This is a genomic window from Pseudomonas sp. LBUM1645, from assembly GCF_059716185.1.
Window position 1 is genome coordinate 327,207 of the sequence record NZ_CP166811.1, and the last position, 13,097, is coordinate 340,303.

Below are 13,097 nucleotides of genomic sequence, written 5' to 3' on the forward strand. Positions count from 1 at the left end.
TCGCCCAATGATTTTGCGGAGCTGGTGATGGCCGAACGTAAGGCGTCAGTCGAGCGCGACACTCTGGAAACCCAGATCAAAGCCTCGATCAACCTGGATGGCACCGGAAAGGCCCGATTTGATATCGGTGTTCCTTTTCTTGAGCACATGCTGGACCAGATCGCCCGTCACGGGCTGATCGACCTGGATATTGTCAGCAAGGGCGACCTGCATATCGACGACCACCACACGGTGGAAGACGTCGGTATCACCCTGGGTCAGGCCTTCGCCAAAGCCATCGGCGACAAGAAAGGCATCCGTCGCTACGGCCATGCCTACGTGCCGCTCGATGAAGCGCTGTCGCGCGTGGTGATCGACTTCTCCGGCCGTCCTGGCCTGCAGATGCATGTTCCCTATACCCGCGCCACCGTCGGCGGCTTCGACGTTGACCTGTTCCAGGAATTCTTCCAGGGCTTCGTCAACCATGCCCTCGTCAGCCTGCACATCGACAACCTGCGTGGCACCAACACCCACCACCAGATCGAAACCGTGTTCAAGGCTTTCGGCCGCGCACTGCGCATGGCGGTAGAGCTGGATGACCGCATGGCCGGTCAGATGCCGTCGACCAAAGGCGTTCTGTAATGCAGACGGTCGCGGTTATCGATTACGGCATGGGCAACCTGCACTCGGTGGCCAAGGCCCTCGAGCACGTCGGTGCCGGCAAGGTCTTGATCACCAGTGATGCCGATGTGATTCGCGAAGCCGACCGGGTGGTATTCCCCGGCGTCGGCGCGATTCGCGATTGCATGGCGGAGATCCGTCGCCTGGGCTTCGATTCGCTGGTGCGCGAAGTCAGCCAGGACCGCCCGTTTCTCGGCATCTGCGTCGGCATGCAAGCCTTGCTCGACAGCAGTGAAGAGAACGACGGCGTCGACTGCATCGGCCTGTTTCCGGGCGCGGTGAAGTTCTTTGGCAAAGACCTGCACGAAGATGGCGAACACCTGAAAGTCCCGCACATGGGCTGGAACGAAGTGAAGCAGACGGTCACACATCCGCTGTGGCACAACATTCCGGACCTGGCGCGTTTCTACTTCGTGCACAGCTACTACATCGCCGCCGGCAATGCGCGGCAAGTGGTGGGTGGCGGTCACTACGGTGTCGATTTCGCTGCGGCGCTGGCCGATGGCTCGCGTTTCGCCGTGCAGTTCCACCCGGAGAAGAGCCATACCCATGGCCTGCAATTGCTGCAGAACTTCGCCGCGTGGGATGGTCGCTGGTAATGGCCGTCAAGAAGAAGCCGCCGATCCTGACCCTCACTCCTGAACAGGAGAACGAGGCCAATCACAAGATCAAACGCTTTATGGAAGATCGCTTCGAACTGGACCTGGGTTCGTTCGAAGCGGCTGAAATCCTTGAGCTGTTTACCCGTGAAATTGCGCCGCACTATTACAACAGGGCGATTTTCGATGTGCAGACGCACCTCAAAGAGAGGTTCGAAAGCATCGAAAGCGACTTGTGGGCGCTCGAGAAAAACTGATTTTCGAGCGAAGCTGAACAATCGAATTTGAAGGTTTGCCAGATGCTGATTATTCCCGCTATCGATCTTAAAGACGGTGCCTGTGTTCGTCTGCGCCAGGGCCGCATGGAAGATTCCACGGTGTTCTCCGATGACCCGGTGAGCATGGCTGCCAAGTGGGTGGAAGGCGGTTGCCGCCGTCTGCATCTGGTCGACCTGAACGGCGCCTTCGAAGGCCAGCCGGTCAACGGCGAAGTGGTCACCGCCATCGCCAAGCGCTACCCGAACCTGCCGATCCAGATCGGCGGCGGTATCCGCTCCCTGGAAACCATCGAACACTACGTGAAGGCCGGCGTGAGCTACGTGATCATCGGCACCAAAGCCGTGAAAGATCCGGCCTTCGTCGCCGAAGCCTGCCGCGCGTTCCCGGGCAAAGTGATCGTCGGTCTGGATGCCAAAGACGGTTTTGTCGCCACTGACGGCTGGGCTGAAATCAGCACCATTCAGGTGATCGACCTGGCCAAGCAATTCGAAGCTGATGGCGTGTCCGCGATCGTTTATACCGACATCGCCAAAGACGGCATGATGCAGGGCTGCAACGTTCCGTTCACCGCTGCGCTGGCCGCCGCGACGAAGATTCCGGTCATCGCCTCCGGTGGCATCCACAATCTGGGTGACATCAAGTCGCTGCTCGACGCGAAAGCGCCAGGCATCATCGGCGCGATCACCGGCCGGGCGATCTACGAAGGCACTCTCGATGTCGCTGAAGCGCAAGCTTTCTGCGATTCGTACAAAGGCTGAGGACTGACCATGGCGCTGGCCAAACGCATCATCCCTTGCCTGGACGTGGATAACGGCCGGGTGGTCAAGGGCGTCAAGTTCGAGAACATCCGCGATGCCGGCGACCCGGTGGAAATCGCCCGCCGCTATGACGAGCAGGGTGCCGACGAGATTACTTTTCTCGACATCACCGCCAGCGTCGATGGTCGCGACACCACGCTGCATACCGTCGAGCGCATGGCCAGCCAGGTGTTCATCCCGCTGACCGTGGGCGGCGGTGTGCGTACCGTGCAGGACATTCGCAATCTGCTGAATGCTGGCGCGGACAAGGTTTCGATCAACACTGCTGCGGTATTCAATCCTGAGTTTGTTGGTGAAGCGGCTCAGCATTTCGGTTCGCAGTGCATCGTCGTTGCCATCGACGCGAAGAAGGTTTCACTACCGGGCGAAACCCCGCGCTGGGAAATCTTCACTCACGGTGGGCGCAAGCCAACCGGTCTCGACGCCGTTGAATGGGCGAAGAAGATGGAAGGCCTCGGTGCCGGTGAAATCCTGCTGACCAGCATGGACCAGGACGGCATGAAAAACGGCTTCGACCTGGGCGTTACCCGCGCCATCAGCGATGCGCTGGGTATCCCGGTGATCGCCTCTGGCGGCGTCGGCAACCTGCAACATTTGGCCGACGGCATTATCGAAGGCCACGCCAGCGCCGTATTGGCGGCGAGTATTTTTCACTTTGGTGAATACACCGTGCAGGAAGCCAAGGCCTACATGGCTCATCGCGGCATCGTGATGCGCTAAACAAACCGATACAGGCCAGTGGACATCATGGCGGGCTCAGGGCACTCTTGGGTACGCCATGGATTTCGGTAGCCAGACATGCTTAGACGCCTTCTTCTTGCCCTCGCCGGTGCTTCTCTATTGCTCGTCAATGGGGTACATGCCGCAGAAAATCCCGACACCGGCCTGGTGTTGCTGACTGAAAATTTCCCTCCGTACAACATGGCGAAGAACGGCAAGAACTTCGCTCAGGACGAGAACATCAATGGCATCGCGGTGGACATCGTCCGCGAGATGTTTAAACGCGCCGAAGTCACCTACAGCCTGACGCTGCGTTTCCCTTGGGAGCGAATCTACAAACTCGCCCTGGAGAAACCCGGTTACGGCGTATTTGTGATGGCACGGTTGCCGGACCGCGAGAACCTGTTCAAGTGGGTTGGCCCGATCGGGCCGGATGACTGGATCATGCTGGCCAAGGCCGACAGCAAGATCAGCCTTGAGTCGCTGGAGCAGGCGCGCAAATACAAGATTGGTGCGTATAAGGGCGATGCGATTGCCGAGACGTTGGCCAAGCAGGGATTGAAGCCGATAGTCGTGCTGCGGGATCAGGACAACGCGAAGAAGCTGGTCAATGGCCAGATTGATCTGTGGGCCACGGGTGATCCGGCCGGGCGTTACCTGGCGCGTCAGGACGGGGTGACAGGGCTCAAGACTGTGCTGCGATTTAATAGCGCCGAGTTGTACCTGGCATTGAACAAGGACGTGCCGGATGACGTCGTCGCCAAGCTTCAGGCAGCGCTGGATCAGCTACGCAAGGAAGGCGTGGTGGACGACATCATGGCGAAGTATCTGTAACCATCACTTCGATACAATCTGAGCCGGAGCCGGAGCCGGAGCCGGAGCCGGCGTCGCGCTCAAGTACACGGCACTTGTAAACACGTTATTCAACATCGCCCTTGTCAGCTGCAGTTCCCCCGAGGCGACGCCGATAATGCACAGTGCATGTGCGCCGCTTTGTGGCCCGATTTCAGTATTGATGTAAGCATCTTCAGCGCTGATGGCGGTGCTGTAATTGTCGGGAGCCTTGCAGTCGCTGGCGTTATGGACCGTTTTATAGCGGTAGAAGGGCGCGTGGAGGGAAAACCTGAAGTCCCACGTAGGCAATACGATCTGCCCCTCCGCGTTTTGCGTTCTATGAACGTATGACTTGAGTTTCCAAGGCTCCGAGACAGTCAGTTCGACCGGTTCCAGGGAACAGTCCTGCCCATTACTGGTAAAGATGCCGTCGATAAAGCAGTAGTACAGGAAGTCGGCGGAATAGCTGTAGTTGGAACGCGTTGCTTGGCAGGACGACGAATGTTCGCAGCCGGGGGGAGCTGACATGTTGCGGCAGGCTCCGACTTTACTGACGATGCCGGTGATTTCGTTGGTGCGGCGGTTCAGCATCGGGCTACCGGAGCTGCAAGCGTGAAGATCGCAGCTGTTTTTCATGGCCAAAGGAAACACCCCGGGATGATCGATGAACGTTCCGGCGGTTTGTTCAGCACAGGCGCTCAATCGAAGCCCCTGTTCGGTAAAGCCACCCGGCGCGCCAATGTTAAGCGCATCCTGACGCTCGTAGGTTTGATGGGACGCCAGTTTGAGCGGGTTGACCCCGGCCTGTATCAGCGACGCCAATGTTGCGTCGACCTCCAGTACTGCAAGATCGGTCCCGACCAGACTGCTCCATCGGGCAGTCCGGATGGCGTATCGGCGCTTTCGCTGTGGCGTGTCATGAAAGTAATGGAAGGTGACGCTGGCTATAAAAGGCAGATTGGTCCGCGCTGAACCGTACTGAAAGAACACGCAATGACCGCTGGTGAGCAGGTAAGCAGGGCCGGTGGCTTGGCCTTGCCTGTTTCGCGTATCCAGTAGAACGGCGCTGCAGGTCTCGCCCGATTGAAGACTGAGTCGTCCCACTCCGCTCCAGATTTCATAAAAATGTTCGCTGTTTTGCAGTGCCCTTGACGGTGAGTCGTTGACGGCGCCTTCGCCCAGATCGCGGGCCTGCACTGCGGAAATAGCCAGCAGGCCAATCAGGCCTGCGAAGCAAAAGAAGCTAAGGTATTTCATTTCCATTCCTTGGTGATGAAATTCAGGGTGAGCGCTATCGTGGCACGCGGCGGTGTACCGGCAGGTATAAATAGTTATCGCGAAATGGAGTGGGCTGCGAGGAATTATCGAGCGGTCGGGAGGCGGTACTGGCCATCCTTGCCGTGCGCTGCCGTTGCACGATTGCCGCGCACGCTGATCATCTGTTTGATGTCGATCCAGTCAATGCCCTGAGCCTTGAGCTTGGGTAATTCACGTTCAAGTACCGCTAATGTCTGCGGATACGGATGCCCGATCATCACCGCAGAACCCTGTTTGCGCGCCAGATTGATAGCCGTCTGTAGCTGAGTAAAGATCGCGGCTTCAGTGGGCTCGTCATCCAGGAACACATCCCGCGAAACGCTCGCCAAACCAATCTTCTGCGCCTCGGCGGCGGCCACGGTTTGAGCACTGGTGCGGCTGTCGACGAAGAACTTGTGTCGGCGTTGCAAATCGGCCATCAACCAGGCCATGGCGGCTGGCTGGGAGGTCATGCGACTGCCCATGTGATTATTGATGCCAGCGGTATAGGGCACGACCTTGAGCGCCGCGTTCAGGCGTTTCTCGAGTTCTTCGATGGGCAAATCGGGGTGCCAGGCGAACGGGCCGGTGGCCGGGTCCATGGGCATGTGCAGGATGACAATCTTGCCGGCGCGATGGGCCTCGCGGGCGAATTCGGTGGCGTGGGGTGTATCGGGCATGATCGCCGCGGTGACTGGACCGGGCAGGGACAGCACGCGGCGATCCTGGGGCAGGTTCTGCCCCAGGTCATCGATGATCAGACTGAGATAGGCCTTTTGCGGCGTCGTCGCGACGGGCGCTGCATGAGCAACACCCGCCAGACAGCACAGCAAGCCGAGGATGAACCGCAGTCGCATCTCAGCGGCCGGAGGTGATGCTCAACCCTTTGAGCAGGCTCAAGGCCTGGGCCAATTGGTAGTCGTCATCCTGCGGCATTGCCTTGGCTTTGCTGCTGGAAGTCGGTTTGTCGGCGCCGCCGTTGCCATTGCCCAGGTGACCTTGCAGATCGGCTTCCTTGAAGTACTCGCCGTCCTGCTCGTTGGTGATCTTGGCCTTGCGCACTTCGATGTCCGGGACGATGCCCTGAGCCTGGATCGAGCGGCCGTTCGGCGTGTAATACAGCGCCGTGGTGATCTTCAGTGCGCGTTCGTTGTTCAGCGGCAGGACAGTTTGTACCGAGCCTTTGCCGAAACTGGTGGTACCCATGACCACCGCGCGCTTCTGATCCTGCAAGGCGCCGGCGACAATTTCCGACGCCGAGGCGCTGCCGCCGTTGATCAGTGCGACCATTGGTACGGCTTCGCTTTCGTCTTTGCCGGTGGCAGAGAAGCGCAGTTCGGAGTTGGCGATACGGCCCTTGGTGTAAACGATAAGGCCCTTGGTGATGAAGTGGTCGACCACTTCCACCGCCGCTTGCAGCACGCCCCCCGGGTTATTACGCAGGTCGAGGATGATGCCTTTGAGCTTCTTGCCGTTGTCCTTGCGCAGCTTGGCCAGGGCCTTGGAGACTTCGTCGCCGGTCTTGACCTGGAACTGGGTGATGCGGATGTAGCCGTAGCCGGACTCCAGCAGCTGGCTCTTCACGCTCTTCACTTGAATGATGGCGCGGGCCAGGGTTACGTCGAACGGCGTGCCGCCGTCGCGCACCAGGGTCAGGGTGATTTTCTGGCCGATCTTGCCGCGCATCTTGTCCACGGCTTCGGTCATGCTCTGGCCGCGGGTCGGCTGGCCGTTGATCTTCACGATGAAGTCGCCGGCCTGAATGCCAGCCTTGGAAGCCGGGGTGTCATCGATCGGCGAAACCACCTTGATGAAACCGTCTTCTGCGCCGACTTCGATGCCCAGGCCGCCGAATTCACCGCTGGTGCTTTCCTGCAATTCAGCGAAGTCTTCCGGGCCCAGGTAGGCGGAGTGCGGGTCGAGGTTGCTGAGCATGCCCTTGATCGCGTTTTCCAGCAGGGTCTTGTCGTCCACCGGTTCGACATAGGCAGCCTTGATCCGGTCCATGACCTCGGCAAAGGTGCGCAACTCTTCCAGAGGCAACGGCGCCTTGGTGGTCGCAGCAGTGCCCGCAGGCGCGACTGCCGGAGCCGGTTGAGCGGCGAACGCCAGAGGCGCGCCGATCACCAGGGCGATCGTCAGGGCCAGCGAGGTAAGGCGGGACAAATGCAGCATGTCGAACGAACTCCTGAATTAGGTCGCGTGCTTATCCTTGCGCGCGACACCATTGCGCTGGATCACTCGGGTGACCCTGCTGACGAATAGCGAAATACAGCGCTGGCGTGTCTTGCCCGCCACTGTTGCCGACAGTGGAGATGGACTCACCGGCTTTTACCACGTCACCCGCAGACTTGAGCAGCGTCTGGTTGTGACCATAAAGACTCAAAAAACCGTTGCCGTGGTCGAGAATCACCAGCAATCCGGCGCCTCGCAACCAGTCGGCAAACACCACGCGACCGCCATGCACGGCGTGCACCTGGCTGCCGGCGGAGGCGCTGATCATCACGCCGTCCCACTTGGTGCGGGCGTCGTCGCCACGGGTTTCGCCAAAGCGTGCCAGCAGTCGACCATCAACGGGCCACGGAAGTTTTCCCCGGCTTGAAGCAAAGGGGCCACCAAAGGTCTCGCCTGAACTTGAAACCAGGGCGCCGGGTGTGGATTTAACGGGTTTGCGTGGGGCGTCAGTGGTGTCTGCATTTGCATTTGCATCTGCTGCAGCCTGAGCCTCACGTAAACGCTTTTTTTCGGCTTCCTGCTGGGCGATCAGCGCTTTTTGCCGCGCCTCTTCTGCCTCACGGGCCTGACGGGCCAGGGTTTCTTCAATGGTTTTAAGGACTTTAGACAGGTCTGCCTGATCCTGCTCGCGGGCTGCCAGCTTCTGATCGCGGGCCTTCACGTCGTCGCTGAGCTTGGCCAGGACTTGCTGGCGCTCCTTGCGGACTTTGTCGAGTTCGTCACGCTGGCTGTCGAGGCTGCTTTTCTGCACCAGCAATTGCGCCTGTTGCATGGCGATGTCTTTTTCGACATTGGCCAGTTGGCGCAGGGTTTCGTTGAAATTCTTCAGCTGCTCCAGGCGGGCCTGGCTCAGGTAGTCGTAATAGGTGAGGGTACGGGCGAATTTTTCCGGGTTCTGCTGGTTGAGCAGCAGCTTCAAGTACTCCTGACGGCCGTTCTGATAGGCCGCGCGGGCCTGAATGGCGATCAGTCGCTGCTGTTCAATGCGCGCGCTCTGGAGTTTTTTTTTCTCGGCATCGAGTCGCTGCAGCTCGGATTCGCTTTTCTTCAGCTCTTTTTGCAGGGCGTCGACCTGCTTCTCGAGCTTGCCCATCTCGGTCTCGGTGCCCTTGAGGTCTTTCTGCACACCGGATTTTTCTTCCTGGAGCTTGCCCAGCAGTTTTTTCAGCTCGGCAATGTCCTGACGCGTGGCGTCCAACTGTTGTTGGGTTTGCGCGCGCTCGTCAGCAAAGGCCGGTTGGAGCAGGCATGTCAGAGCAAGGGCTATCAGGACGCGAAGCATAGAGGCGGGCGACACCAGGGAAAGGGACGGCCTAGTATGCCCGCCAAGCGTGGCAAAAAAAATGCCCAATTGGGGCTGTGTGATGACTGGAGCAGAGTTACCTCTGAAAACACCCCAAAACCAATGTGGGAGCGAGCTTGCTCGCGATGGCGGCCTGACATTCAACATAGATGTTGGCTGTTAGATTGCTATCGCGAGCAAGCTCGCTCCCACAGGGTTTAGCGGCGTTTGCAGATACTGATTACACCAGTATCGAAGTACCCGTCATCTCGGTCGGTTTTTCCAGGCCCATCAACATCAGCATGGTCGGTGCCACATCCGCCAGCACACCGCCGTCGCGAACCTTGAAGTCACGCTTGCCGACATAGATGAACGGGACCGGTTCGGTGGTGTGGGCGGTATGCGCCTGGCCGGTGGACTCGTCGGACATCTGCTCGACGTTGCCGTGGTCGGCAGTGATCAGCGCTTCGCCGCCGACTGTTTCCAGTGCATCGACGATGCGGCCGACGCACAGGTCGAGGCATTCAACGGCTTTGACGGCTGCGTCGAACACGCCGCTATGGCCGACCATGTCGCCGTTGGCGTAGTTGACCACGATCACGTCGTAACGCTGGTTTTCGATGGCATCGACGATGCGGTCGGTGACTTCCGGGGCGCTCATCTCGGGCTGCAAGTCATAAGTGGCGACTTTCGGCGACGGGATCAGGATGCGCTCTTCGCCCGGGAACGGTTCTTCGCGGCCGCCGGAGAAGAAGAAGGTCACGTGGGCGTATTTCTCGGTTTCAGCGATGCGCAGCTGGGTCTTGCCGTTTTTCGCCAGGTAGTCGCCCAGCACGTTGTCCAGACTGCCCGCAGCGAAGGCCGATGGCGCAGGAATGCTGGCGGCGTATTGGGTCAGCATGACGAAGCCGGCCAGTTTCGGCTGGCGCGCACGTTCGAATTCCTTGAAATCGTCTTCGACGAATACGCGGGTCAGTTCACGGGCGCGGTCGGCGCGGAAGTTCATGAACACCACGGCGTCGCCGTCTTCGACTTTCACCGGCTCACCGATGGAGGTGGCTTTGACGAATTCGTCGCTCTCGCCACGTTCGTACGCGGCTTGTAGACCTTCTTGTGCGGTGGCAGCGTTGAATTCGCCGTTGCCATCGACAATCAGGTTGTAAGCCTGGGACACGCGGTCCCAACGGTTGTCGCGGTCCATGGCGAAGTATCGGCCAACAATGCTGGCGATCCGGCCTTTGCCGAGGGCCTGGAAGGCCGCATCCAGCAGTTCGATGGACGACTGAGCGCTTTTCGGCGGTGTGTCGCGACCATCAAGGAAGGCGTGCAGATAGATTTTTTCAGCGCCACGTTTGTAGGCCAGTTCGGCCATGGCAACCAGGTGATCCTGGTGGCTGTGAACGCCGCCATCGGACAGCAGGCCCATGAAGTGCACGGCTTTGCCGGCAGCGACGGCTTTATCGACGGCGGCGCAGATGGTCGGGTTCTCGAAGAACTCGCCGTCGCGGATCGATTTGGTCACGCGGGTGAAGTCTTGATACACCACGCGGCCGGCACCGAGGTTCATGTGTCCGACTTCGGAGTTGCCCATCTGGCCATCCGGCAGGCCGACGTCCATGCCGCTGCCCGAGATCAGGCCGTTCGGCACGGTGGCCCACAGGCGGTCCAGGACGGGCTTCTTCGCCGCAAACACGGCGTTGGATTCAGGGCTCTCACTGTGACCGAAGCCGTCGAGAATAATCAGGACCAAAGGTTTAGGCGTGGTAGTCATGGATTCCACTCGTGGCTGAGTTAAAAGAGGGCGATGGAAAAGGGAGTGGCAGTTTAAAGCTAAGTTCCGACGGCGTCACCGCCGGACGGGGTTTGGCCCACCATAGTGGCTGTGTATACTGGCCGACATTTTAACGCCCTGGAACCTCCTTCGATGGTTGCTCACCTGATTGAATTTGCCACTAACCACTATCTGCTCGTCGGTATCTTCGTCGTACTGCTGGCGTTGCTGATCGCTTATCAGATGCAAGGCGGCGGCCGCAGCCTGAGCACCGGTGAGCTGACCGGGCTGGTCAACAAGGACGCGGGCGTTGTGATCGACATTCGTTCGGTCAAGGATTTCGCCGCCGGTCACATTGTTGGCGCGTTGAATATTCCCCACGACAAACTGGCCGCTCGCATTGCCGAACTGGAAAAGCACAAGGCCAAGACCATCATTCTAGTCGACGCGATGGGCCAGACCGCCGGCACCCACGCCCGCGAACTGATGAAATCCGGCTTCACCGCCGCCAAGCTGTCCGGCGGTATTTCCAGCTGGAAAGGCGATAACCTGCCGCTGGTGAAGTGATATGAGCAACGTCGTCGTCTATTCCAGCGATTACTGCCCTTACTGTTCGCGAGCCAAGTACCTGCTCGAGAACAAAGGCGTGGCCTTCGAAGAGATCAAGGTCGATGGCAAGCCGCAGGTGCGTGCCGCCATGGCTCAGAAGGCCGGACGTACGTCCGTGCCGCAGATCTGGATCGGCAGCACCCACGTGGGTGGTTGTGATGATTTGTTCGCCCTTGAGCGCGCCGGCAAGCTGGACGCCATGCTCAAGGCCTGAATGCCTTCCCTATAAGACCCCAAGATCAGAAAGGATCTGAGATGACTGACCAACAGAACACTGCAGCTAGCGAAGAAGAAACCGCACCGCAATTCTCCTTGCAGCGCATCTACGTACGTGACTTGTCCTTCGAAGCCCCGAAAAGCCCGGCAATCTTCCGCCAGCAGTGGGAACCGAGCGTCGGTCTGGATCTGAACACCCGTCAAAAGGCTTTGGAAGGCGACTTCCACGAAGTCGTGCTGACCCTGTCCGTCACTGTGAAGAACGGTGAAGAAGTGGCGTTCATTGCTGAAGTGCAACAGGCCGGGATCTTCCTGATCAAGAACCTCGACGACGCTTCGATGAGCCACACTCTCGGCGCGTTCTGCCCGAACATCCTGTTCCCGTACGCTCGCGAAACCCTGGACAGCCTGGTCACCCGTGGTTCGTTCCCGGCCCTGATGCTGGCCCCGGTGAACTTCGACGCGCTGTACGCACAAGAACTGCAACGCATGCAGGCGGCGGGCGAGACTCCAACCGTTCAGTAAAAAGAAGCTTCGTTTGCTCCATGAAAAAAGCGCCGTTGAAGGCGCTTTTTTCATGGGGCAAACGAAACCTTCGAGTAGGAGCTGCCGAAGGCTGCGATCTTTTGACTTTGATTTTTTAAGATCAAAAGATCGCAGCCTTCGGCAGCTCCTACATTGGATTGCGGGGTTACTTGAACCCGAGCTGGCGCCAGCCTTCGTACACGGCGACCGCCACGGTGTTCGACAGGTTCAGGCTGCGGCAGCCTTCACGCATCGGCAGGCGCAAACGCTGTTCGCCGGGCAGGGCATCGAGCACTTCCGCCGGCAAACCACGGCTTTCCGGGCCGAACAGGAATGCATCGCCCTCGGCGAAGCTGGCATCGTGGAACGGCCGCGAGCCCTTGGTGGTGAAGGCGAACAGCCGAGGATGACCGAGGCTTTCCAGACAGCTGGCGAGGTCTGCGTGGCGCTGCAGGGTGGCATACTCGTGGTAATCGAGGCCGGCCCGGCGCAGGCGCTTGTCGTCCATCTCGAAGCCCAGCGGTTCGATCAAATGCAGGTGGCAGCCACTGTTGGCGCACAGCCTGATAACGTTGCCGGTATTCGGCGGAATTTCTGGTTGGAAAAGGATGACGTGAAACATGCACGGCTCCGAAGGTAAAGATGAGCGGCATTCTACGCCTGAAGCGGACCCGCGTTCGAAGCTATTCCCGCGAGTGATGGCTTCGCTGGCGATTGTCGGGGTGATGGTGGGGCTGATGATCGGTCGCCTGACCACGCCCGACCCCAGCGAATTGCAGCAGGTCGAGGTCACGAATGATGGGTTCGTGGTGTGGTTCAACAACGAACCCAAGGCTCACGGCGAGTTCGTCGACGGTAGCCTCGCGTTGCTGTTCGAGGCTGAAGGCAAGGCACAGAAAGGTCAGCTCAAAATCAACGACAAGAGCGTGAACTGGCGCGTGCGTTTGAGTGATGGGGGGTTGTTGCTGACGGTGGTGGCGGCCCGGCCACTGCAGGGCGAGTGGGCCGGTAGCGAGGTCGATGACCGCTGGCGGCTGGAGATCCATCTCCGAGAGCAATAAAAGAGGGAATCCCCGGCCTGCCTGTACCAAGGTCCCCAAAACGGCAGGGCTCGCGCATTGCGTCGTGAGCCCGGTGTAAAGAAGGAACCCCTGACCTGCCTGTATCAAGGGCCCCAAAACTGCTTGGGCTCGTCGCTTGTGCGGTGTGAGCCCGATGTAAAGAGGGGAATCCCCGGCCTGCCTGTACCAAGG

16 protein-coding genes are annotated in these 13,097 nt (G+C 59.3%); 10 read left to right on the forward strand and 6 right to left on the reverse strand.

All coding sequences use genetic code 11. The annotated features are described in order from the left end of the window. The first annotated feature begins 27 nt into the window (after window positions 1–27). The 6 genes from hisB (at window position 28) to ACA079_RS01495 (ending at window position 3,910) form a co-directional block, all read left to right on the forward strand. On the forward strand, window positions 28–621 hold the full coding sequence (gene hisB / locus ACA079_RS01470) for an imidazoleglycerol-phosphate dehydratase HisB (protein ID WP_003218037.1): 594 nt from the start codon (window positions 28–30) through the stop codon (window positions 619–621). Further along, a complete protein-coding gene (gene hisH, locus ACA079_RS01475) occupies window positions 621–1,259 on the forward strand; it encodes an imidazole glycerol phosphate synthase subunit HisH (protein WP_310266503.1) in 639 nt (212 codons plus the stop codon). The genes hisB and hisH overlap by 1 nt, the downstream gene beginning before the upstream one ends. Next, window positions 1,259–1,516, forward strand: coding sequence for a DUF2164 domain-containing protein (locus ACA079_RS01480; protein ID WP_008024930.1), 258 nt, complete (start codon window positions 1,259–1,261; stop codon window positions 1,514–1,516). The genes hisH and ACA079_RS01480 overlap by 1 nt, the downstream gene beginning before the upstream one ends. Window positions 1,517–1,558: 42 nt before the next feature. Further along, window positions 1,559–2,296: a 1-(5-phosphoribosyl)-5-[(5-phosphoribosylamino)methylideneamino]imidazole-4-carboxamide isomerase gene (gene hisA / locus ACA079_RS01485; protein ID WP_033058290.1), complete on the forward strand. Its 738-nt coding sequence runs from the start codon at window positions 1,559–1,561 to the stop codon at window positions 2,294–2,296. 9 nt (window positions 2,297–2,305) lie between these two features. Continuing rightward, window positions 2,306–3,076 (forward strand): imidazole glycerol phosphate synthase subunit HisF, encoded by a 771-nt coding sequence (hisF, locus tag ACA079_RS01490; RefSeq protein ID WP_121731627.1) that lies wholly within the window; start codon window positions 2,306–2,308, stop codon window positions 3,074–3,076. Window positions 3,077–3,154: 78 nt separating this feature from the next. Continuing rightward, entirely contained in the window at window positions 3,155–3,910 is a 756-nt protein-coding gene (locus tag ACA079_RS01495; RefSeq protein WP_497702346.1) for a substrate-binding periplasmic protein, read from the forward strand. Window positions 3,911–3,913: 3 nt separating this feature from the next. Here ACA079_RS01495 and ACA079_RS01500 read toward each other — a convergent pair whose 3' ends face one another. The 5 genes from ACA079_RS01500 to gpmI all read right to left on the reverse strand — a co-directional run bounded on the left by ACA079_RS01500 (window position 3,914) and on the right by gpmI (window position 10,494). Further along, on the reverse strand, window positions 3,914–5,167 hold the full coding sequence (locus tag ACA079_RS01500) for a trypsin-like serine peptidase (RefSeq protein WP_497702347.1): 1,254 nt from the start codon (window positions 5,165–5,167) through the stop codon (window positions 3,914–3,916). A 104-nt stretch (window positions 5,168–5,271) separates the two neighbouring features. Continuing rightward, a complete protein-coding gene (locus tag ACA079_RS01505; RefSeq protein ID WP_497702348.1) occupies window positions 5,272–6,063 on the reverse strand; it encodes a divergent polysaccharide deacetylase family protein in 792 nt (263 codons plus the stop codon). A gap of 1 nt (window position 6,064) precedes the next feature. Further along, a complete protein-coding gene (locus tag ACA079_RS01510) occupies window positions 6,065–7,381 on the reverse strand; it encodes a S41 family peptidase (RefSeq protein WP_497702349.1) in 1,317 nt (438 codons plus the stop codon). A gap of 31 nt (window positions 7,382–7,412) precedes the next feature. Then, window positions 7,413–8,723 carry a murein hydrolase activator EnvC family protein gene (locus tag ACA079_RS01515; RefSeq protein WP_497702350.1) on the reverse strand — a complete coding sequence of 437 codons (1,311 nt, stop codon included), beginning with the start codon at window positions 8,721–8,723 and terminating at the stop codon, window positions 7,413–7,415. A 241-nt stretch (window positions 8,724–8,964) separates the two neighbouring features. Next, window positions 8,965–10,494, reverse strand: a complete 1,530-nt coding sequence (gene gpmI, locus ACA079_RS01520) for a 2,3-bisphosphoglycerate-independent phosphoglycerate mutase (protein ID WP_497702351.1) — start codon at window positions 10,492–10,494, stop codon at window positions 8,965–8,967. 153 nt (window positions 10,495–10,647) lie between these two features. Between gpmI and ACA079_RS01525 the strand changes: the two genes are divergently transcribed. Genes ACA079_RS01525 through secB form a run of 3 tightly spaced genes read left to right on the forward strand, consistent with a single transcriptional unit; the run spans window position 10,648 to window position 11,844 of the window. After that, entirely contained in the window at window positions 10,648–11,061 is a 414-nt protein-coding gene (locus ACA079_RS01525; RefSeq protein ID WP_461978618.1) for a rhodanese-like domain-containing protein, read from the forward strand. Between the two features lies 1 nt (window position 11,062). Then, window positions 11,063–11,317, forward strand: coding sequence for a glutaredoxin 3 (gene grxC, locus ACA079_RS01530; RefSeq protein WP_008149430.1), 255 nt, complete (start codon window positions 11,063–11,065; stop codon window positions 11,315–11,317). Between the two features lie 41 nt (window positions 11,318–11,358). Beyond that, a complete protein-coding gene (gene secB, locus ACA079_RS01535; RefSeq protein WP_007897410.1) occupies window positions 11,359–11,844 on the forward strand; it encodes a protein-export chaperone SecB in 486 nt (161 codons plus the stop codon). A gap of 166 nt (window positions 11,845–12,010) precedes the next feature. On the opposite strand, the gene ACA079_RS01540 is transcribed toward secB, so the two are convergent. Then, the gene (locus tag ACA079_RS01540; protein WP_007949025.1) at window positions 12,011–12,466 is read right to left on the reverse strand and encodes a tRNA (cytidine(34)-2'-O)-methyltransferase; all 456 of its coding nucleotides are present in this window, start codon (window positions 12,464–12,466) and stop codon (window positions 12,011–12,013) included. On the opposite strand from ACA079_RS01540, the gene ACA079_RS01545 reads away from it, so the two are divergent. Further along, complete coding sequence (locus tag ACA079_RS01545) at window positions 12,465–12,905, forward strand: hypothetical protein (RefSeq protein ID WP_497702352.1); 441 nt, start codon at window positions 12,465–12,467, stop codon at window positions 12,903–12,905. The two genes, ACA079_RS01540 and ACA079_RS01545, sit on opposite strands and share 2 nt — an antisense overlap. Window positions 12,906–13,097 lie beyond the last annotated feature (192 nt).

Bases quoted from the DNA above. Each gene is read 5' to 3' on its own strand.
- secB (WP_007897410.1), top strand. From the start codon at position 11,359: ATGACTGACCAACAGAACACTGCAGCTAGCGAAGAAGAAACCGCACCG.
- hisB (WP_003218037.1), top strand. From the start codon at position 28: ATGGCCGAACGTAAGGCGTCAGTCGAGCGCGACACTCTGGAAACCCAG.
- ACA079_RS01480 (WP_008024930.1), top strand. From the start codon at position 1,259: ATGGCCGTCAAGAAGAAGCCGCCGATCCTGACCCTCACTCCTGAACAG.
- ACA079_RS01525 (WP_461978618.1), top strand. From the start codon at position 10,648: ATGGTTGCTCACCTGATTGAATTTGCCACTAACCACTATCTGCTCGTC.
- hisH (WP_310266503.1), top strand. From the start codon at position 621: ATGCAGACGGTCGCGGTTATCGATTACGGCATGGGCAACCTGCACTCG.
- ACA079_RS01515 (WP_497702350.1), bottom strand. From the start codon at position 8,723: ATGCTTCGCGTCCTGATAGCCCTTGCTCTGACATGCCTGCTCCAACCG.
- ACA079_RS01500 (WP_497702347.1), bottom strand. From the start codon at position 5,167: ATGAAATACCTTAGCTTCTTTTGCTTCGCAGGCCTGATTGGCCTGCTG.
- hisA (WP_033058290.1), top strand. From the start codon at position 1,559: ATGCTGATTATTCCCGCTATCGATCTTAAAGACGGTGCCTGTGTTCGT.
- ACA079_RS01510 (WP_497702349.1), bottom strand. From the start codon at position 7,381: ATGCTGCATTTGTCCCGCCTTACCTCGCTGGCCCTGACGATCGCCCTG.
- hisF (WP_121731627.1), top strand. From the start codon at position 2,306: ATGGCGCTGGCCAAACGCATCATCCCTTGCCTGGACGTGGATAACGGC.
- gpmI (WP_497702351.1), bottom strand. From the start codon at position 10,494: ATGACTACCACGCCTAAACCTTTGGTCCTGATTATTCTCGACGGCTTC.
- grxC (WP_008149430.1), top strand. From the start codon at position 11,063: ATGAGCAACGTCGTCGTCTATTCCAGCGATTACTGCCCTTACTGTTCG.
- ACA079_RS01505 (WP_497702348.1), bottom strand. From the start codon at position 6,063: ATGCGACTGCGGTTCATCCTCGGCTTGCTGTGCTGTCTGGCGGGTGTT.
- ACA079_RS01545 (WP_497702352.1), top strand. From the start codon at position 12,465: ATGCACGGCTCCGAAGGTAAAGATGAGCGGCATTCTACGCCTGAAGCG.
- ACA079_RS01495 (WP_497702346.1), top strand. From the start codon at position 3,155: ATGCTTAGACGCCTTCTTCTTGCCCTCGCCGGTGCTTCTCTATTGCTC.
- ACA079_RS01540 (WP_007949025.1), bottom strand. From the start codon at position 12,466: ATGTTTCACGTCATCCTTTTCCAACCAGAAATTCCGCCGAATACCGGC.